The organism is Nocardioides turkmenicus (genome assembly GCF_011045035.1).
Taxonomy (GTDB): domain Bacteria; phylum Actinomycetota; class Actinomycetes; order Propionibacteriales; family Nocardioidaceae; genus Nocardioides; species Nocardioides turkmenicus.
This window is the reverse complement of record NZ_JAALAA010000008.1, coordinates 204649-224253: the sequence shown is the minus strand read 5'-3', so window position 1 is coordinate 224253 and position 19605 is coordinate 204649. Positions and strand designations below refer to the sequence as shown.

15 protein-coding genes are annotated in these 19605 nt (G+C 71.8%); 11 read left to right on the top strand and 4 right to left on the bottom strand.

Going from position 1 to position 19605, the window contains the following annotated elements:
- Both G5C66_RS11750 and G5C66_RS11745 read right to left on the bottom strand, forming a co-directional pair.
- Window positions 1–729: a response regulator gene (locus G5C66_RS11750; protein WP_165111138.1), complete on the bottom strand. Its 729-nt coding sequence runs from the start codon at window positions 727–729 to the stop codon at window positions 1–3.
- On the bottom strand, window positions 726–2393 hold the full coding sequence (locus tag G5C66_RS11745) for a sensor histidine kinase (protein ID WP_165111137.1): 1668 nt from the start codon (window positions 2391–2393) through the stop codon (window positions 726–728). The genes G5C66_RS11750 and G5C66_RS11745 overlap by 4 nt, the downstream gene beginning before the upstream one ends.
- A gap of 202 nt (window positions 2394–2595) precedes the next feature.
- Between G5C66_RS11745 and G5C66_RS11740 the strand changes: the two genes are divergently transcribed.
- The 11 genes from G5C66_RS11740 to G5C66_RS11690 all read left to right on the top strand — a co-directional run bounded on the left by G5C66_RS11740 (window position 2596) and on the right by G5C66_RS11690 (window position 14161).
- Complete coding sequence (locus tag G5C66_RS11740) at window positions 2596–3543, top strand: Bug family tripartite tricarboxylate transporter substrate binding protein (protein WP_338144151.1); 948 nt, start codon at window positions 2596–2598, stop codon at window positions 3541–3543.
- Entirely contained in the window at window positions 3540–4073 is a 534-nt protein-coding gene (locus G5C66_RS11735; RefSeq protein ID WP_165111136.1) for a tripartite tricarboxylate transporter TctB family protein, read from the top strand. The genes G5C66_RS11740 and G5C66_RS11735 overlap by 4 nt, the downstream gene beginning before the upstream one ends.
- A 10-nt stretch (window positions 4074–4083) precedes the next feature.
- On the top strand, window positions 4084–5607 hold the full coding sequence (locus G5C66_RS11730; RefSeq protein WP_165111135.1) for a tripartite tricarboxylate transporter permease: 1524 nt from the start codon (window positions 4084–4086) through the stop codon (window positions 5605–5607).
- Window positions 5607–6029 (top strand): universal stress protein, encoded by a 423-nt coding sequence (locus G5C66_RS11725; protein WP_206443969.1) that lies wholly within the window; start codon window positions 5607–5609, stop codon window positions 6027–6029. Before G5C66_RS11730 ends, G5C66_RS11725 begins: the two co-directional genes overlap by 1 nt.
- 118 nt (window positions 6030–6147) lie before the next feature.
- Window positions 6148–7551 (top strand): 30S ribosomal protein S12 methylthiotransferase RimO, encoded by a 1404-nt coding sequence (gene rimO / locus G5C66_RS11720; protein WP_206444000.1) that lies wholly within the window; start codon window positions 6148–6150, stop codon window positions 7549–7551.
- 10 nt (window positions 7552–7561) lie between these two features.
- The gene (gene pgsA, locus G5C66_RS11715; protein WP_338144150.1) at window positions 7562–8194 is read left to right on the top strand and encodes a CDP-diacylglycerol--glycerol-3-phosphate 3-phosphatidyltransferase; all 633 of its coding nucleotides are present in this window, start codon (window positions 7562–7564) and stop codon (window positions 8192–8194) included.
- A 153-nt stretch (window positions 8195–8347) separates the two neighbouring features.
- Window positions 8348–10321 carry an ExeM/NucH family extracellular endonuclease gene (locus G5C66_RS11710; RefSeq protein ID WP_165111132.1) on the top strand — a complete coding sequence of 658 codons (1974 nt, stop codon included), beginning with the start codon at window positions 8348–8350 and terminating at the stop codon, window positions 10319–10321.
- Between the two features lie 206 nt (window positions 10322–10527).
- A complete protein-coding gene (locus G5C66_RS11705; RefSeq protein WP_165111131.1) occupies window positions 10528–12954 on the top strand; it encodes a beta-N-acetylglucosaminidase domain-containing protein in 2427 nt (808 codons plus the stop codon).
- A 19-nt stretch (window positions 12955–12973) separates the two neighbouring features.
- Entirely contained in the window at window positions 12974–13459 is a 486-nt protein-coding gene (locus G5C66_RS11700; RefSeq protein WP_165111130.1) for a CinA family protein, read from the top strand.
- A gap of 60 nt (window positions 13460–13519) precedes the next feature.
- A complete protein-coding gene (locus tag G5C66_RS11695) occupies window positions 13520–13807 on the top strand; it encodes a helix-turn-helix domain-containing protein (RefSeq protein WP_040754988.1) in 288 nt (95 codons plus the stop codon).
- Window positions 13808–13924: 117 nt separating this feature from the next.
- The gene (locus tag G5C66_RS11690) at window positions 13925–14161 is read left to right on the top strand and encodes a hypothetical protein (RefSeq protein ID WP_165111129.1); all 237 of its coding nucleotides are present in this window, start codon (window positions 13925–13927) and stop codon (window positions 14159–14161) included.
- Here the strand turns inward: G5C66_RS11690 and G5C66_RS11685 are convergent.
- On the bottom strand, window positions 14158–14910 hold the full coding sequence (locus G5C66_RS11685) for an Fpg/Nei family DNA glycosylase (protein WP_165111128.1): 753 nt from the start codon (window positions 14908–14910) through the stop codon (window positions 14158–14160). The genes G5C66_RS11690 and G5C66_RS11685 overlap by 4 nt on opposite strands.
- Before the next feature lie 4 nt (window positions 14911–14914).
- Complete coding sequence (locus tag G5C66_RS11680) at window positions 14915–19579, bottom strand: Lhr family helicase (protein WP_165111127.1); 4665 nt, start codon at window positions 19577–19579, stop codon at window positions 14915–14917.
- Between the last annotated feature and the right edge of the window lie 26 nt (window positions 19580–19605).

The window sequence follows — 19605 nt, the reverse complement described above, 5'->3', positions numbered from 1 at the left end:
CTATCCGTCGAACGTCGCCCGGTAGCGGCGCTCGGGCCGCCCGGCGGTGCCGTAGTTGAGACGTACGCCGATCCGGCCCGTGCTCGCGAAGTGCTCGAGATAGCGGCGCGCGCTGACCCGGGAGACCCCGATCGCGTCGGCGCACTCGGTGGCGCTCAGCTCGCCGGCCGACCGCAGCGCGGCCAGTACGGCCCGGGCGGTCTCGGCGCTGAGCCCCTTCGGCAGCCGCTCCCGTGCCTCGCGGGCGCCCTGGTGGCTGAACACCTCGTCGATGCCGGCCTGCACCACGTCGCGGTCGCCCGCGCCCTCGGACCCCTCGGTGCGTTGCCCGATCCGGGCGAGCGCCTCGCGGGAGCGGCGTACGTCGTCGAGCCGGGCCGCCAGGTCCTCGAACGGGAACGGCTTGACCACGTAGTGAGCGGCACCTCCGGCCGCCGCCGCGCGCACGGTGTCGGCCTCACGGGCGGCGGTGATGACGATGACGTCGGTGTCGTCGCCGCGTGCGCGCAGCCGGCGCAGCACCTCGATGCCGCTGAAGTCGGGCAGGTGCACGTCGAGCAGCAGCACGTCGGGGGAGAGGCGGGCGGTCTCCTCGAGCGCCTGGGATCCGGTGGCGGCCACGCCGACGACCCGGAACCCATCGACGCGCTCGACGAAGCGGGTGTGGATCGAGGCCACCATGAAGTCGTCCTCGACCACGAGCACGGTGAGCTCCGGTGTGGACGTCATCGGGTCTCCTCGGGGGCGGTGGTGGCGGGTGGTGCGAGCGGGACGGCGCCGGGGAGGGTGGCGATGAAGACCGCTCCGGGGCGCTCCGCCGACCCGGTATTCTCCACCTCGACCTCGCCTCCGCGCGTACGGCACACCAGCTGGACCAGCGCGAGTCCCACGCCGCGGCCGCTGGCATCGCGCGGCTTGGTGCTGAAGCCGCGCCGGAAGATCTCGGGCAGCCGCTCGGCCGGCACCCCGCCGCCGGTGTCGGAGACCCGGACGGTCACGGTCTCGCCCTCGGCCGTGAGGAGTACGCCGACGCGGCCGTCCATCGGTCCGACCAGCGCGGCCGCGTCGACGGCGTTGTCGACCAGGTTGCCGAGGACGGTGACGACGTCCGCGGAGCCGTCCGGGGTGAGCCGGGGGAGCGAGCTGGCGGAGTCGAGCTCGATGCTCACCCGCCGCTCGGCGGCCAGGCTGGCCTTGGCGATCAGCAGGGCCGCCACCGCCGGGTCGTCGATCCGCGAGGTGATGTGGTCGCTCAGAGCGGCCCGGCGGGCGGTCAGCCCGGTGACGAAGCGGCCCACCTCGGCGTACTCCTCCAGCTCGAGCAGCCCGGTGATCGTGTGCAGCTGGTTCGAGAACTCGTGGGTCTGCGCACGCAAGGTCTCGGTGACACTCTCGCGGGCGTTGAGCTCGCTCTGCAGCGCGACGAGCTCGGTGCGGTCGCGCAGGGTGGTGACGGTGCCGGCGGGGCGGCCGTCGTGGTGGACCCGGTTGCGGTTGAGCACGAGCACTCGGTCGCCGGCGACGAGCGGCGCGTCGTGCACCTCCTCGGTCCCGCTGAGCAGCGCGAGCGTCTCGGCGGGCAGACCGAGCCCGTCGAGGCGGCGCCCGGTCGGGTCCTCGCTCAGCCCGAGCAGCTCGCGGGCGCTGTCGCTCATCAGGCTGACCCGGCCGTCGGCGCCGACGGCCAGCACCCCCTCGCGGATCGAGCGCAGCAGGCCCTCACGGTGGTCGGCGAGGGCGGCGATGTCGCGGGGCTCCAGGCCACGCGTACGCCGCTTGATCAGCCGCGCCAGCAACCACGACCCCAGCACGCCGAGCGCGAGGCCGGCGAGCAGCACGGTCACGGCGTCGGCCCAGGTGCGCGCGATGCGCTCGGTGAGCGGCGGGTAGTCCTCGGTCACCACGACCACGCCGACGGGTCGTGGGGCCTGGGGGTCGGTGCCGGTCGAGCCGCCGCCGTAGACCGGGACCTGCGCCGCGATCGCGCGCCGGCCGGCGTCGTCGATGTCGCCCGACCAGGCCCGGCTCGCCTCGGCCCCGCCGAGATCGAGGGTCTCGCCGACGCGGGTCGGGTCGGTCGCGACGAGCACCTTGCCGTCCAGTCCGGTGAGGTAGGCGGTGTCGGCGCCGGCGTCGGCGGCGCGGGTCTGCAGGTAGAAGGCCAGCGCCAGCCGGTCGGGGGTGCCGGTCAGCCCGTCCTGCACGGCCGCGGTGCCGGCCAGGCTCTCCGCCGCGGCACGCAGCCGGTCCTCGCGGGAGTCACGGAAGTCGGCGTCGCTCTGCCGCAGCGACACGATGCTGGTCGCCACGACGACGAGCAGCAGCACCGAGAGCTGCAGCACCAGCACCTGCCCAGCCAGCGACAGGTGGCGGCGCGAACCCTGTGACCACAAGTTCCACAACCTCCTTTGGTTGCCCAATGGTGACGGCGGTCACCGCGGACTGTGACCATCGCCACTGACCGTTTCATCCCCTGAGTCTGGAGGCCAGCCGTTGTCGACGCCGACATCGCAGTCCCCGCCCGATCCGAGCCGGCAGAGGCCAACGCGTCGGGCAGCGAGCATACGCCGAACCCGCGCCCTCACCGTGGTGCTCGTGACCTGCCTGCTCGCCGCGGCATCCGCCTGCGGCGTGACCCGTGGCGAGGAGTCCCGTGACCTCGACATGTGGATCCCCAACAGCCCCGGCGGCGGCTACGACCAGACCGGCCGGGCGGCCGTGGGCGTCCTCGACCGCGACAACCTGACCGGCGGCGACATCCAGGTGACCAACATCCTGGGCGCCGGCGGCTCCGTCGCGATGTCCCGCCTCATGAGCGAGGAGGGCAACGGCAACCTGCTCATGACCATCGGCCTGGGCGTGGTCGGCTCGACCTACTCCTTCGGCGTGGACGCCCGCCCCCAGGACGCCACCCCGATCGCCCAGCTCATCGAGGAGCAGGAGGGCGTGCTGGTCCCGGCCGACTCGCCGTACAAGACCATCGACGACCTGGTGAAGGCCTGGCGCGAGGACCCCGACTCCGTCGTCGTCGGCGGCGGCTCCTCGCCGGGTGGCCCCGACCACCTCTTCCCGATGCAGCTGGCCGAGGCCGCCGGCATCGACCCGAAGGACGTCAAGTACGTCACCTACGACGGCGGTGGCCCGCTCACCAGCGCGCTGCTCGGCAACAAGATCGACGTCGGCTTCTCCGGTCTCGCCGAGTTCGAGGGCCAGGTGAAGGCCGGCGAGCTCCGGGTGCTCGCCACCTCCGGCGACGAGCGCGCCTCCGGCGTCTTCGCCGACGCGCCCACGCTGACCGAGAGCGGCATCGACCTGGTCTTCCTCAACTGGCGCGGCGTGCTCGCCCCGCCGGGCATCAGCGACGAGCGCCGCCAGGAGCTCATCGACCTGCTCACCCGCATGCACGACTCGAAGCAGTGGCAGCAGGCGCTGAAGGACAACGGCTGGACCGACGCCTTCGTGACCGGCGACGACTTCGACAAGCTGCTGGTCGAGCAGGACCAGCGCGTCGCCTCGACCCTGAAGGAGCTGGATCTGCTGTGAGCGTCCACGACACCCACCCCGAGACCCGACCCGAGAACCCGCCGGCCCGGCGCCGGGTCGACGTCGGCCAGTTCGGCCTGGCCGCCTTCATGGTCGTCGTCGGGATCTACACGATCATCGACGCCGCCGGCCTCGACGTCGGCTTCGCCGACCCGGTCGGACCCCGCGTCTTCCCGTACGTCATCGGCGCCGGCCTCGTCCTGGTCGGTGTGCTGCTTGCGGTCGCCACCGCCCGCGGCTCCCAGCCGGAGCCCGAGGAGGGCGAGGACGTCGACCTGAGCTCGTCGGCCGACTGGCTGACGGTCCTCAAGCTGGTCGCGGTCCTGCTGTTCACGGTCGCGACCGTCAACCTGCTCGGCTGGGCCATCTCGGGCGCGGTGCTGTTCGCCGGCGCCGCCTGGTCCCTCGGCAGCCGCACGATGGTGCGCGACGTGATCGTCGGGCTCGTCCTGGCGATCGGCAGCTGGTACGCCTTCTACGTCGGCCTGGGCATCCCGCTCACCCCTGGCGTACTCGACGGGATCCTGTGAGGACTGACTGATGGAGAACTTCGAACTGCTCATGGGTGGGCTCGAGTCCGCCCTGACCCCGATGAACCTGCTCTACGCCGCCATCGGCGTGCTGTTGGGCACCTTCGTCGGCGTGCTGCCCGGTATCGGGCCGGCGATGGCCATCGCGCTGCTGCTGCCGGTGACGTACCGGCTCGAGCCGACCAGCGCGTTCATCATGTTCGCCGGCCTCTACTACGGCGGCATGTACGGCGGCTCCACCACGTCGATCCTGCTGAACACACCGGGGGAGTCCGCCTCGGTGATGACGGCGCTGGAGGGCAACCGGATGGCCCGGGCGGGGCGTGGCGCGCAGGCGCTGGCGACCGCCGCGGTCGGCTCGTTCGTCGCCGGCACCATCGGCACGATCCTGGTGGCCTTCTTCTCGCCGGCCCTGGCCGACGTGGCCGTCGAGCTGGGTGCGCCGTCCTACTTCGCGCTGATGGTCCTGGCGCTGGTCATGACCACGACGGTGCTCGGTACCTCGGCCTTGCGCGGGTTCGCCGCGCTGTTCCTCGGGCTGACGATCGGCCTGGTCGGCCTCGACCTCAACACCGGTCAGCCGCGGCTCACCTTCGGGGTGACCCAGCTCGTCGACCGGCTCGACATCGTGGTCGTCGCGGTCGGCATCTTCGCCCTCGGCGAGGCGCTGTGGGTGGCCGCTCACCTGCGCCGGCGCCCGGCGCACGTGATCCCCGTCGGCCGTCCGTGGCTGTCGCGCGACGACTGGGGCCGCTCGTGGAAGCCGTGGCTGCGCGGCACCGCGTTCGGGTTCCCGTTCGGGGCGCTCCCGGCCGGTGGCGCCGAGATCCCGACCTTTCTCTCCTACCTGACCGAGCGGAAGCTCTCCAAGCACAACGAGTTCGGCAAGGGCGCCATCGAGGGTGTCGCCGGTCCGGAGGCGGCCAACAACGCCTCGGCCGCCGGCATGTTCGTGCCGATGCTGGCACTCGGGCTGCCGGTGACGGCCACCGCGGCGGTCATGCTCTCGGCGCTGCAGGGCTACGGCATCACCCCGGGTCCGCAGCTGATGACCGACCACGCCGACCTGGTGTGGACGCTGCTGGCCAGCCTGCTGATCGGCAACACCCTGCTGCTGGTGCTCAACCTGCCGCTGGCGCCGCTGTGGGCCCGGCTGCTGCGGATCCCGCGTCCGCAGCTCTACGCGGGGATCCTGTTCTTCGCCTGCCTGGGTGCGTACGCCACCAACCTGGACCCGTTCGACATCGGGCTGCTGGTCGCGTTCGGTCTGCTCGGCCTGATGATGCGCCGCTTCGGCCTGCCGGTGCTGCCGCTGATCCTCGGCGTCATCCTGGGCCCGCTGATGGAGACCAAGCTGCGTGAGGCGCTGACCATCTCGGGCGGCGACTACGGTGGGTTGCTGAACGAGCCGCTGGCGGTGGTCGTCTACGTGCTGATCGCGTTGTTCATCCTGGGCCGGCCGTTCATCGCCCGGGCCCGGGCACGGGCCGACGAGTCGGCCTCCGTCGAGGACGAGAAGGAGCAGGTGCACTGATGAGTGAGACTCCCGCAGGTGGCTGGGTGGTCGTGGCGTGGGCGCCTGACGTCTACGGCTCGGTCGCGCTCGACTGGGCGCTGGCCGACGCCGAGCGTCGCGACCGTGGTGTCGTGGTCGTCAACGCCTCCCGGGGCGACGCCCTGGTCGACGACCGGTTCGCGCTCGAGGAGCAGGTCAGCGAGCTCGAGCGCCGGCTGACCGAGTCCGGCCGGCCCCACGAGATCCGGCAGTCCATCGACCCGGATGTCGCCGGAGCCGTCCTCGACGCCGCCGAGCAGCTCGAGGCCAAGCTGATCGTGGTCGGTCTGCGGCGGCGTACGCCGGTCGGCAAGCTGCTGATGGGCAGCGTCGCCCAGCGGATCCTGCTCGGCGCGGCCTGCCCGGTCCTCTCCGTCAAGCCGGGCTCGGTGCCCGACTGATCCACCCGGCTCGACACAGGTCCCGGCGCGAGGGTTCGGTCTCAGGCGTGTGCGCCCGTCATACTTCACGGTGATGAGCACTGCGACCGAACCCTCCGCCGAGACCGACCAGCCCCTCCTGTCGGTCGCCATGGTGACCCTCGGATGCACCCGTAACGAGGTGGACTCCGAGGAGCTCGCCGGACGTCTGACCGCCGGCGGGTTCCGCCTGGTGTCCGACCCCGACGAGGCCGACACGGTGGTCGTCAACACCTGCGGGTTCGTCGAGCAGGCGAAGAAGGACTCCGTCGACACGCTGCTCGAGGCCGCTGACCTCAAGGAGACGGGCCGCGCTCAGGCGGTCGTGGCGGTCGGCTGCATGGCCGAGCGCTACGGCAAGGACCTGGCCGCCGAGCTGCCCGAGGCCGACGCCGTGCTCGGCTTCGACGACTACCCCGACATCGCTGCCAAGCTCCGCTCCATCCTCAGTGGCGAGACCCACCACCCACACACGCCCCAGGACCGGCGCCTGCTGCTCCCGATCTCCCCGGTCGAGCGCGACGCCTCCGCCATCTCGGTCCCCGGCATGGCCGCGGTCGACCAGGTGCCCGGCTTCGCGGGACGTACGCGGCTCGACGACGCCCCGTGGGCGCCGCTGAAGCTCGCTTCGGGCTGTGACCGGCGCTGCACCTTCTGCGCGATCCCGCAGTTCCGCGGCTCGTTCGTGTCGCGACGCCCCTCCGACGTGCTCCACGAGGCGCAGTGGCTGGCCCAGCAGGGCGTCAAGGAGCTCTTCCTGGTCTCGGAGAACTCCACCTCCTACGGCAAGGACCTCGGTGACATCCGGCTGCTCGAGACGCTCCTGCCGGAGCTGGCCGGCATCGACGGCATCGAGCGCGTCCGCGTCTCCTACCTGCAGCCCGCCGAGACCCGGCCCGACCTGCTGAAGGTCATCGCCACCACGCCCGGCGTGACGCCCTACTTCGACCTGAGCTTCCAGCACGCCTCCAACGCGGTGCTCCGGCGGATGAAGCGGTTCGGCGACCCGGAGAGCTTCCTGGGCCTGCTCGAGCAGATCCGTGCGTACGCGCCGGAGGCAGGGGTGCGGTCCAACGTCATCGTCGGCTTCCCCGGCGAGACCGAGGAGGACCTGCAGATCCTTACCGACTTCCTGGTCGCCGCGCGCATGGACGTCACCGGCGTCTTCGGCTACTCCGACGAGGAAGGCACCGAGGCCGCTGCGTTCTCCGACGAGATCAAGCTGGACGAGGACGAGATCCGCGCCCGCGTCGAGCACGTCAACGAGCTCGTCGAGGAACTCACCGCACAGCGCGCCGAGGAGCGGATCGGGGAGCAGGTCGTCGTGCTCGTCGAGGAAGTCGCCGACGGCGAGGTTCTGGGCCGAGCTGCCCACCAGGGCCCGGAGGTCGACGGGATGACGTCGCTCGAGGGTGATGTCGAGGACGTACGTCCGGGTGATCTCGTGACGGCCACCGTCGTCGCCTCCGAAGGCGTTGACCTGGTCGCGTCGGTGAACGGTTAGGGTGCAGCCCGTGAACGTCGAGCCCGAGAACGCTGCCGTGAAGACGAGCATCTGGAACATCCCCAACGCGCTGACCACGCTGCGGATCCTCGCTGTCCCGTTCTTCGCCTGGGCGCTGCTCGCCGACGGCGGCGACAACCCGACGCTGCGCTGGGTCGCCTTCGCGATCTTCGCGCTGGCCATGATCACCGACAAGATCGACGGCGACCTGGCCCGCAAGCACAACCTGATCACCGACTTCGGCAAGATCGCCGACCCGATCGCCGACAAGGCGGTCACCGGGATGGCGTTCATCGGGCTCTCGATCGTCGGCGACATCTGGTGGTGGGTCACCATCATCGTGCTGCTGCGCGAGTGGAGCGTGACGCTGCTGCGGCTCTCGATCCTCAAGAAGGTCGTGATCGCGGCCGACCAGCTCGGCAAGATCAAGACCACCGTTCAGGCGGTCGCGCTCGGCGGGCTCCTGCTGCCGCTGCCGCACGGTTCGGCTCACGGCGGGGCCTTCGGCGACACCCTGGTCTGGGAGCTGCTCTTCTACGCGTTCCAGGCCTGCCTCGCGGTCGCGGTCGCGCTGACGATGTGGTCCGGCGCGCAGTTCTTCCACGGCGTGTGGAAGCAGCGCGCGTCGCTCCGGTCCTCGTAGATCCTGAATTTCGGGTAGTTGTAACTCCGTTACCGGACGTTCATCGAAGATCCCCGCGAAGAAGGTGTACGCGGCGTTATTGTCGCGTCTCGGCCGGTGCTGAATCGGGCAGACCGCCATCGCCCTCTACCTTCCATACGCGGGGAGTCATCCATGTTCTCAGCACGTCAGGTGCTCGGCTCGATGGTCGGCCTGACGGCCGCCGTCGCCGGCATCGGCGCGGTCGCCATCCCGACCGCGCGCGCCACCACGACGGCCGATGCCGTCGCGATCTCCGACATCCAGGGCACGGGCACCACCAGCCCGCTCGCCGGCCAGACCGTCACCACCAGCGGCATCGTCACGGCGGCCTACCCGTCGGGCGGGTTCTTCGGGTTCTACCTGCAGACCCCTGGCACGGGCGGGTCGCTCGACCTCGGGTCCCACGACGCCTCCGACGCGCTCTTCGTCTACCAGCCCCGTTCGGCCGGTGCGGTCACCGTCAAGCCCGGCGACGCGGTGACGGTGACCGGTGAGGTGACCGAGTACGCCGGGATGACCCAGGTCTCGGTGCCCGTCGCGACCGGCATCGTCACCGACGGCACCGGCACCATCGAGCCGGTCGTCTCGCAGTGGCCGGCGACCGACGCCCAGAAGGAGTCGCTGGAGGGGATGCTCTTCGCTCCTCAGGGTGACGTCACGGTGAGCAACACCTACGGTGTCGAGAACTTCGGCGAGCTCGGCCTCGCCCACGGCGACCGCCCGCTGATCCAGCCGACCGAGGTGGCCCGTCCCGGGTCCGCCGAGGCCGAGGCCGTGAAGGCCGACAACGCCGCCCGCGGGATCATCCTCGACGACGGCTCCTCGACCACGCTGCGCCCGCCGACCAGCCGCACCATCCCCTACGTCTCCAACACCTCGCCCGTCGTGGTCGGCGCCTCCGTCGACTTCCGTGGCCCGGTGATCCTGTCCCAGGGCGGCTCGCCCTCGGCGCCCACCTACCGCCTCCAGCCGACCCAGGTCGCCACCGCCGACCCGGCGTCGTGGCCGGCCGACTTCGGTGCCGTACGCAGCGACGCCCCCGACGAGCGCAAGATCGGCCGCCGCGCCGATGTGAAGATCGCTTCCTTCAACGTGCTCAACTACTTCACCACGCTCGGCGACGCCGACGACGACAACGTCGGCGACGGTGGCTGCACCGCCTACAAGGACCGCGCCGGCGACGGCAACAACGTCAGCGGCGGCTGCGACCAGCGCGGCGCCTGGGACCCGGCCGACTTCGCTCGCCAGCAGGCGAAGATCGTCTCCGCGATCAACGCCCTCGACGCCGACGTCGTCGGCCTGATGGAGATCGAGAACTCCGCCCGCCTGGGCGAGACCGCCGACGAGGCGACCAACTCGCTGGTCGCAGCGCTCAACGCGGCCGCCGGCCGGAAGGTCTGGAGCGCCAACCCGTCCTCGGCCGAGCTGCCCGACGCCTCCGGCGCCGACGTGATCACCAACGCGATCATCTACAAGCGCTCGGCCGTACGTCGCATCGGCGAGTCCCGCGCACTCGGCGACCAGAGCGGCGACGACCAGGCCTTCGGCAACGCCCGGGAGCCGATCGGTCAGATCTTCAAGCCCGCCGACGGCGGTGCCCCGTTCCTCTTCGTGGTCAACCACTTCAAGTCGAAGGGCTCGCCCGGTCCGTGGCCGGGCGACGGCGACACCGGCGACGGCCAGGGCGCCTCCAACGAGTCGCGGGTCCGTCAGGCCACCGCGCTGGTCTCGTGGGTCTCCTCGATTCGTGCGGAGACCGGGGTCACCGACGTCGCGCTCGCCGGTGACTTCAACTCCTACACCCAGGAGGACCCGATGCAGGTCCTCTACGAGGCCGGCTATGCCGACTCCGAGACGCTGAGCGGCAACGAGGAGTACAGCTACTCCTTCTCGGGTCTGTCCGGGTCGCTCGACCACGTGCTGCTCAACCGGCACGCCCAGCGCCGCTTCACCGGCTCCGACATCTGGTCGATCAACTCGGGGGAGTCGCTGCTGCTGGAGTACAGCCGCTACAACTACACCGGCCTCGACCTGCACACCGACTCGCCGTTCCGCTCCTCCGACCACGACCCGGTCATCGTCGGGCTGACGCGCAACGCCGGCTAGCGCCACCTGCCGCCGAGTCGGCCCGTCTTGACAGACAAGACGCCGAGTCGACCCGTCTTGACGGGCCGACTCGGCGTCGATCTGTGTCAAGACGGGCCGAGTCGGCTGGGGTCGTCCGCACCGGACCGGTGCCCGGAACAATTTGCTCGGGCGCCTTGCTAAATCGGTTAAGGTCCTCGCGAGGTCATGTCGCGAGGGAGATTGCCATGCGTGAACGTTCCAGGAAGACCGTCGTCATCACCGCCTGCGTCGCCGCTGCGGCGGCGCTGGTCGCCACCGCAGCTTTCGTGCCGCCGAGTGCGGCCGGCGCCGGGTCGGGGCCGGTGAGCGCCGCGGCGCAACCGCTGCCGACGGTCTCACCGACACCACGCTCGATGACCCGGGCCGGAGCCGATCTGACGGTCCCCGAGCGGGTCGAGCTGGTCGTCGGTGACGACACCGACGCCCCCGCCCGGGAGCTGGTCGGCCGGCTGTTGCGCGAGCACGGGGCGACGCGTCTGGACGTGGTCGGCGAGGCGACCGGCACCGCCCCGCTGACGGTGCTGCTCGGCTCGGCGGACCGTGGTGACGTACGGGATGGGCTCGGGGGCGTCGAGGTCCCCGAGGTCGGCGAGGGCTATGCGCTCTTGGCCGACGCGTCCTCGGCCGGGGTCGGCACGGTGACGCTGGCCGGCCACGACACCACCGGGCAGTTCTACGCCGCGCAGACGCTTCGGCAGCTCTTCGTCGCCACCGACGACGGCTGGCGGATCGCCGGCGCCGAGGTGAGCGACGCGCCGCGGATGCCGCTGCGCGGCAGCATCGAAGGGTTCTACGGCAAGCCGTGGACCCACGCGGAGCGGGTCGACCAGCTGCGGTTCTACGGCCGGATCAAGGCCAACACCTACGTCTACGCGCCCAAGGACGACCCCTACCACCGCGAGCGCTGGCGGGAGCCGTACCCGGCCGACAAGCTCGCCGAGCTGAGCGACCTCGTCGACACCGCCACCGCCAACCACGTCCGGTTCACCTTCGCGCTCTCGCCGGGCAACACGATCTGCTACAGCGGCGCGAGCGACCGGGCGGCGCTGGTGGAGAAGTTCCAGGCGATGTACGACATCGGGGTGCGCGACTTCTCGCTGCCGCTCGACGACATCGCGCTCTCGTTCAGCTGTGCGGACGACACCGCGGCGTACGGTCAGGCCACTCAAGCCAGCGTCGGCCGTGCCCAGGCCGAGCTGCTGAGCTGGCTGCAGACCTCGTTCGTGGAGACCCACGAGGGGGCGCGGCCGCTGCAGACGGTGCCGACGCAGTACGGCGACCTGACCGAGACGCCCTACAAGCAGGCCTGGCGCGAGCACCTCGATCCCGAGGTCGTGGTGATGTGGACCGGCACCGACGTGGTGCCGCCGAGCATCACGGTCGACCAGGCCTCGGCCGCCAGCGACCTGTTCGGGCGCAAGGTGTTCGTCTGGGACAACTACCCGGTCAACGACTTCGGCCAGACCGCAGGCCGCCTGCTGCTCGGGCCGTACGCGAACCGCGAGGCCGGGCTCTCCGGTCACCTCGCCGGCATCGTCTCGAACCCGATGAACCAGGCGTACGCCAGCAAGCTCGTCGTCTTCACGATGATGGACTTCGCCTGGAACGACCTCGGCTGGGACCGGGCGACCTCCGCGCACCAGGCGGCTCGTGACCTCGCCGACGGCGACCCGCGGGTCACCGAGGCGGTGGAGATGTTCGTCGACCTCAACCATGCGGCGCCGACGTTCGGACCCGACCTGTGGCTGCCGCAGTCGCCCCGGCTGGCAGCGCGCACCGCCGCGTTCTGGCAGCAGTGGAAGACCCAGCCGCAGCGGGCGGTCCGCGGCCTGCGGCCGACGGCGCGGCTGATGGCCTCCACGCCCGAGACCATCCGGGCCGGTGTCGAGGACGGGTTCGTCGCCGACGCCGACCGCCACCTCCAGGCCACCGACCTGTGGGCGGACGCCATGGGTGCGGCGCTCGACGTGCTCGACGCGGTGCGTCGCGACGACGCGGATGCCGCCGGGGTCGCGCGGTCGCGGATGGAGGACCTGGCCGAGAAGGCGTCGCAGGTCCGCTCCGAACCCGGCAAGAACCGGGTCGAGGGTCTGGTGATGATCGGGGACGGAGTGCTCGACGCGTTCCTCGAGGACGTCGCCGCCGAGCACGACGCGTGGCTGGGCCTGCCGCCGCTGCGCAACGTCTCGGAGGGGAAGGCGGCCACCCAGGTCTCGGACTGGTCCGCGGCCTACGGCGCCGCCAAGGCGGTCAACGGCAGCATCTACGACTTCAGCACCACCTCGGGGCGCGAGGCGCAGCCGTGGTGGCAGGTCGACCTGGGGGAGTCCTTCGACCTCGAGGAGGTCAGGATCTACAACCGGGTGGACTGCTGCGCCGAGCGGGTCCGCGGCTACCACGTGCTCGTCTCCGACGCGCCGTTCCCGGCGACCCTGGCCGAGGCGCTGGCCGACCCGGCGGTGACCTCCCACTTCGAGGCCGACCAGGCCGGACGTCCGACGAGCATCGAGCTGCCGGCCCGAGGCAGGTACGTCCGGGTCTGGCTCTCCTCGCCGACCCCCACCGAGCTCAACGTGGCCGAGGTGCAGGTCTTGGGCCGGTCGGTGGGCTGAGGCCGCTACTGTCGGGTCCATGGAACAGGTCGAGGAGCTCCACGCCGCTCTCCGGGAGGCCGGCGCGACCCTGGCGACCGCCGAGTCGCTGACCGCCGGCCGCCTGGCCGCCATGCTCACCGATCCGCCAGGCGCGTCGAAGACATTTCGCGGGGGCTTCGTGACGTACGCGACCGAGCTGAAGCACCTCCTGCTGGGCGTCCCCGTCTCGGTGATCGAGACCGTCGGGGTGGTCTCGGCGGAGTGCGCGGCGGCGATGGCGGCGGGTGCGCGGGAGCGGTCGGGGTCGACGTACGGGCTCGCGACGACGGGCGTCGCCGGCCCCGAGGAGCAGGAGGGAAAGCCCGTGGGGACGGTATTTCTGGGTGTTTCCGGTCCGCACGGCGAAACAACGGCGCGTCTCGGGCTGTCGGGCTCGCGTGCGGAGATCCAGCGTGATACGTGTTTGTTCGCTGTTGATGAACTACTCGGACTACTTCGGCGGGAACATCGAAGGGTCAGGTAGCGTTGGAGCCAGACGTCACCCAGATGTCGGTGACTTGTGACCTGTAGGAGGCTGACCGCAATGGTGCTCTTCCGTCGACTTCTCGGCGAGGTGCTTCGTGCCCAGCGGCTCGAGCGTGGGATGACCCTGCGCGAGGTCTCCGCGGAGGCGCGAGTCAGCCTCGGCTACATCTCCGAGGTCGAGCGCGGTCAGAAGGAAGCCTCGTCCGAGCTCCTCGCCTCGCTCTGCAGCGCCCTCGACGTGGCTCTCTCCGACGTGCTCCGCGACGTCTCCGACGCGGTCGCCCTCGAAGAGGCCACCATTCTGCGGATGCCTGTTCGCGCTGCGGCCGACGCCGCTGCCGCCTGATCGTCCCCAATCTGGGGGACTTTCCCTCACCCGCGTCTCAAGCGCAACGCTGCCGTCTCCTTGGTGATGTGGGCCCGCGACGGGCCCGCGCATTCATGGGGAGATGGTGCGATGCGCATGGCAGTCGAGAACGAGCTTCCGGACCTGACGGTCCCGGGACCGCGATCCGGGGACGGCTCGGATTCCCCCGACCTGCTCGAGGCCGAGCTCTTCGGGCTGGAGGAGACGCTGAACATCCTTCGTGAGGAGTTCGCCTCGGTCGCGCCCGGTGAGCGCGCCCACGTCGCCCGCCACATGCGGGACACCCGGGTTCGGATCGCCCAGATCCGGATGCGGCTTCTGCGCGGACGCTAGGCCTGGCAGTTCGCGCAGTAGTAGGCCGGGCGCTCCTTGCCGGGCGGGCCGACCCGAGCGACGGTCACGGTGCCGCCGCAGCGTCGGCAGGCCCGGCGGCCGTAGACCCACATCTGGCGCGAGCGCGACCAGTCGGCCTGCATCAGGTCGCGGGCGCGTTGGAGGATCCTGGGGAGCCTGTCGTCGGCGTCCGCGACCGTACGCAGCGGGCTGATCCCGGCGATGAAGCAGGTCTCGGCGGCGTAGATCGTGCCGATCCCGGCGAGGTTGGTCTGGTCGCGCAGCGCCTCGAAGAGCAGGCGGTCCGGCTGGCTGCGGAGGCGTTCGAGGGCCGTGCCGGGGTCCCAGTCGTCGGCGAGGATGTCCGGGCCGAGGTGGGCGACCAGCCGTTCCTCCTGGTCGCGCGGGACGAGCTCGACGATGCCGAGCAGGAAGCCGACCGCCTCGGTCCGCTCGGTGCGGAGCACCACCCGCGCCTGGAACCCTGGTTTCGGCCAGCGGCGCCCCGCCTCGAGGACTCGCCAGGAGCCCTCCATCTTCAGGTGGGTGTGCAGCGTCCACGCGCCGGTGCGATGGTCGATCCGGGTCAGCAGGTGCTTGCCGCGGGTCACCGTGCCGAGGACCGTGCCGCCGGAGAGATCGGCGGTGGCCAGCTGCGGCACCCGGAAGTCCGTACGCGTCAGCAACTGCCCCGCCAGCCCCCGGTCGAGGGAGCGGGCGGTGCGGAGCACGGCGTCGCCTTCCGGCATGTCCTCACCTGCTCGTCGAGGTCAGGCGCAGGCCGCGCGGGGTGGCGATGAAACCGGCGTACTGCAGCGCCTGCCGCAACGGCGTCTCGCCGGACCCGAGCAGCGGGGCGCCGTCGGCCTTCTCGACCGTCAGCCGCCCGAGCGCTCCGCGGCGGACGGCGTCGGCGAGGGCCTCGGCGGCGGGCTCGAGGAGGTTGGGATCCTCGGACCACGTCAGCAGCGTGCGGCCGCCGCGCTCGACGTACATCGCCAGCTCGCCGTCGACCAGCACCACGATCGCGCCCGCCTTGCGGCCGGGCCGATGGCCCTCCTCCGAGACCGGCCAGGGGAGCGCGGCGCCGTAGGGGTTGGCGGGGTCGGTCGCGGCGAGCGCGAGGGCGACGGGCTTGTCGGAGGGTTCGACCCGGGAGAACGTACGCAGCCGGTCGACCGAGCCCGCGGTGCCGAACTGGGCGGCACCCAGGCCCTCGACGAAGTAGCCCCGCCGCGCCCGTCCGGACTCCTCGAAGGCGCTCAGGACCTTGTAGACGGCGGCGAAGCCTCCGGGGGTGCGCTCGGACTGGACCGCGCCGCGGGTGACCACGCCGTGGCGGTCCAGCAGCCGCTCGGCGGCGGCGTGGGCGCGCTTGGTCGGGTCGGGGTCCGGCTCGGGCAGGATCGTCCAGCGGCCGGCGGTCTCGGGAAGACTGGCCCGGGCCGGCATCCGTGCGCCGCCGGTGTAGCGACCGCCTCGGGCTCTGGGCGGTGGTCTCCGCGAGCGATGGGAGGGGGTGCCGGAGCGGGTCAGCGCCCGCAGCGGCAGCAGCGTGTCGTTGCTGACCCGGCCCGACCAGACCAGCTCCCACAGCGCCGCGCTCAGGTCGGCGTCGCTCGGTGTCTTCTCGTCGTCGGTCGTCACCGTCCGGGCGAGCTGATGGAAGAACCAGGCGCCGCCCGGCTCCAGGGCTTCGAGGAGCCGCTCGGCCAGCGGACCCGGCGGCATCTCGGCCGGCGGCGGCAGGGTCAGCTCGGCCGTGTCGGCCGGGTGCAGCGAGACCCAGCCGTCGGTGCCGGGCAGGGTGCCGTGGCCGGCCCAGAGCACCTCGCCGCCGGCGGTGAGCTCGTCGAGGAACGCCGGCTCGTAGTCGACCACCCGAGCCGGCAGGATCAGGCTCTCCAGCGCGCTCGCCGGGACCGGGCAGCCGGCGAGCTGGTCGACGACGCTCAGCACCCCGTCGACCCCGCGCAGCGCGCCCTTGCGTACGGATGTCTTCTGCCATGCCGGGAGGAATCTCCCCAGCGCGGCCGGCTCGACGGGCTCGACCTCCTTGCGCAGCCGGGCAAGCGAGCGCCGGCGCAGCATCCGGAGCACGTCGGCATCGCACCACTCCAGCCCGCTCCCACCCGGCCGGAACTCCCCGTCGAGCACCCGCCCGCGCGCCGAGAGCCGCGCCAGGGTGTGCCGGACCACCGCCTCGCCCAGCCCCAGCCTGGCTGCCACATCCGCTGCCGTGAACGGCCCGTGCGACCGCGCGTAGCGCGAGACCAGGTCGCCGACCGGGTCCTCGACGGGCTCGGTGAACGCAGACGGTACGCCCGGAGGGACCGCCACCCCCAGTCCGTCCCTGAGCCTGGCCACATCCTCGACCACCGCCCACCGGGCTTCTCCCGCGACCCGCACCTCGACCACCCGGCGAGCCGTCGCGAGGTCTGCGAGCACGACAGACACCTCACTGCCCACGCTGGTCGAGCCGGATTCGTGAGGTACGAACGAATCCGTGTCGAGACCAACACGGTCCATGTCGGCGCTCGAATCGACTGTGTTGGTCTCGACACCGCTCGCTTCGCTCGCGGGCTCGGCCGGAGTGGTCCGAGCGACGATCTCGTCGAGGGTGAGCGGGCCGATGGTGCGGATGAGATCGGTGATGCCCTCGGCGCCCCGGGCGCGACGGCCCGGAGCGAGTCGCTGGAGCTCGGACTCGACCTCGGCGAGGACCTCCGGGTCGAGGAGCTCCCGGAGCTCGGCACGGCCCAGGAGCTCGGCGAGGAGGCCCTGGTCGAGGGTGAGGGCGGCGGCGCGGCGCTCGGCGAGGGGCGAGTCGCCCTCGTAGAGGAACTGGGCGACGTAGCCGAACAGCAGCGACTGGGCATAGGGCGAAGGGGTCGGGGTGGCGACGTCGACGATCGAGATCTCGCGGCGCTCGATGCGCTGCAGCAGACCGACGAGCGAGGGGAGGTCGTAGACGTCGCGGAGGCACTCGCGTACGGCCTCGAGGATGATCGGGAAGCTCGGGTATTGCGAGGCGACCTCGAGCAGGGCGGCCGAGCGTTGGCGCTGCTGCCACAGCGGCGAGCGGCGGCCGGGGTCGCGGCGGGGGAGCAGCAGCGCTCGCGCGGCGCACTCGCGGAACCGGCTGGCGAAGAGCGCCGACCCACCGACCTCGGTGGTGACCAGGTCCTCGATCTCGTCGGGCTCGAAGACGATGATCTCGCCGGTCGGTGCCTCGGCATCGGTGTCGGGGAGCCGGATCACGATGCCGTCGTCGCTGTCGATCGCCTGCCCGTCGACGCCGTAGCGCTCCCGGATCCGGGCGTTGATCGCGAGCGCCCACGGCGCATGGACGGGGCGGCCGTAGGGGGAGTGGACCACCAGCCGCCAGTCGCCGAGCTCGTCGCGGAACCGCTCGACGACGATGTTGCTGTCGGAGGGGAGGACGTTGGTGGCCTCGGTCTGCTCGTGCAGGTAGGTGACCAGGTTGGCGGCGGCGTAGGCATCGAGACCGTCCTCCTGCGCCCGCGCCTCGGCCTGCTTCGCGGGCATCGCGGCGAGCTCGCGGGCGTAGGCGCCGACCGCCTCGCCGAGCTCGGCGGGCCGACCCAGCGAGTCGCCCTTCCAGAACGGCAGCCGGCCCGGGATCCCCGGAGCCGGGGTCACCAGCACCCGGTCGTGGGTGATGTCCTCGATCCGCCAGGACGTCGCGCCGAGCGCGAAGACGTCGCCGACCCGGGACTCGTAGACCATCTCCTCGTCGAGCTCGCCGACCCTTCGGCCGGTGCTCTCGCCCACCAGGTAGACGCCGAAGAGACCGCGGTCGGGGATGGTGCCACCGCTGGTGACGGCCAGCCGCTGCGCCCCCGGACGCCCGGTCACGGTGCCGGCGACGCGGTCCCACACGATCCGCGGCCGCAGCTCGGCGAACTCCTCGCTCGGGTAGCGCCCGGCGAGCAGGTCGAGGGTCGCGTCGTAGGCGGAGCGGGGGAGGGTTGCGTACGACGCCGTCCTCCGGACCAGCGCGAACAGCTCGTCGACGTCCCAGGTGTCCAGCGCCGTGGCGGCCACGATCTGCTGGGCGAGGACGTCGAGCGGGTTGGCCGGCAGGCTCATCGACTCGATCAGGCCGGCGCGCATCCGCTGCACCGAGACCGCGGTCTGGGCGAGGTCGCCGCGGTGCTTCGGGAAGAGCACCCCGCGGGACACCTCGCCGACCTGGTGGCCGGCCCGCCCGACGCGCTGGAGAGCCGAGGCGACGCTGGGCGGCGATTCGATCTGGACGACGAGGTCGACCGCGCCCATGTCGATGCCGAGCTCGAGGCTGGAGGTCGCGACCACCGCCGGCAGCCGTCCGGACTTGAGATCGTCCTCGATCAGCGCCCGCTGCTCCTTGGACACGCTGCCGTGGTGGGCCTTGGCGATCACCGGGGCGGCGCCGTGGGACTGCCCCGACTGCGCCATCACCTGCGCGGGCGGCGGCCCGGTCTGGAAGACCCGGTCGGAGGCGATCTCGTTGAGCCGGGCGGTCAACCGCTCCGCGATCCGGCGGGAGTTGGCGAAGACGATGGTGGAGCGGTGGGCGGTGACCAGGTCGGCGACGTGCTCCTCGACGTGCGGCCAGATCGAGGAGGCCCGCTGCGGATCGTCGTCGTCCTCCTCACCGTAGGGGCTCGGCGCGGTCATGTCCTCGACCGGCACGACGACGCTCAGGTCCCACCGCTTCTCCGCCGGAGGCGCGACGATGTCGACCGGCTGCGACCCGCCGAGGTAGCGCGCCACCTCCTCCAGGGGCCGCACGGTCGCGGAGAGCCCGATCCGCTGGGCCGGCCTCTCCAGCAGCGCGTCGAGGCGCTCCAGGGTCAGCGCCAGGTGGGAGCCGCGCTTGGTCGCTGCCACCGCGTGCACCTCGTCGACGATCACCGTCTCGACGCTGCGCAGTGTCTCGCGTGCCTGGCTGGTCAGCATCAGGAACAGCGACTCGGGCGTCGTGATCAGGATGTCGGGAGGCGTCGTGGTCAGGCGCCGCCGGTCGGCGGCGGTCGTGTCGCCCGACCGCACCCCGACGCGCACCTCGGGCGCCTCGACGCCCAGCCGCTCGGCAGTCTGCCGGATGCCGACCAGCGGGCTGCGCAGGTTGCGCTCGACGTCGACGCCGAGGGCCTTGAGCGGGGAGATGTAGAGGACCCGGCAGCGCTCCTTCTTCGGCGGCACCGGCTCGCTCAGCAGCTTGTCGATCGACCACAGGAACGCGCTGAGCGTCTTGCCCGACCCGGTCGGCGCGACCACCAGCGCGTTGCGTCCCGCACCGATCGCCTCCCAGGCACCGGCCTGCGCCGCGGTCGGCGCGGCGAAGGCAGCCGCGAACCAGGTACGTGTCGGGTCGCTGAACCGCGCCAACGCCGATGACGTGTCGCTCATGAGGACAAACCTAGTCGCGACCACCG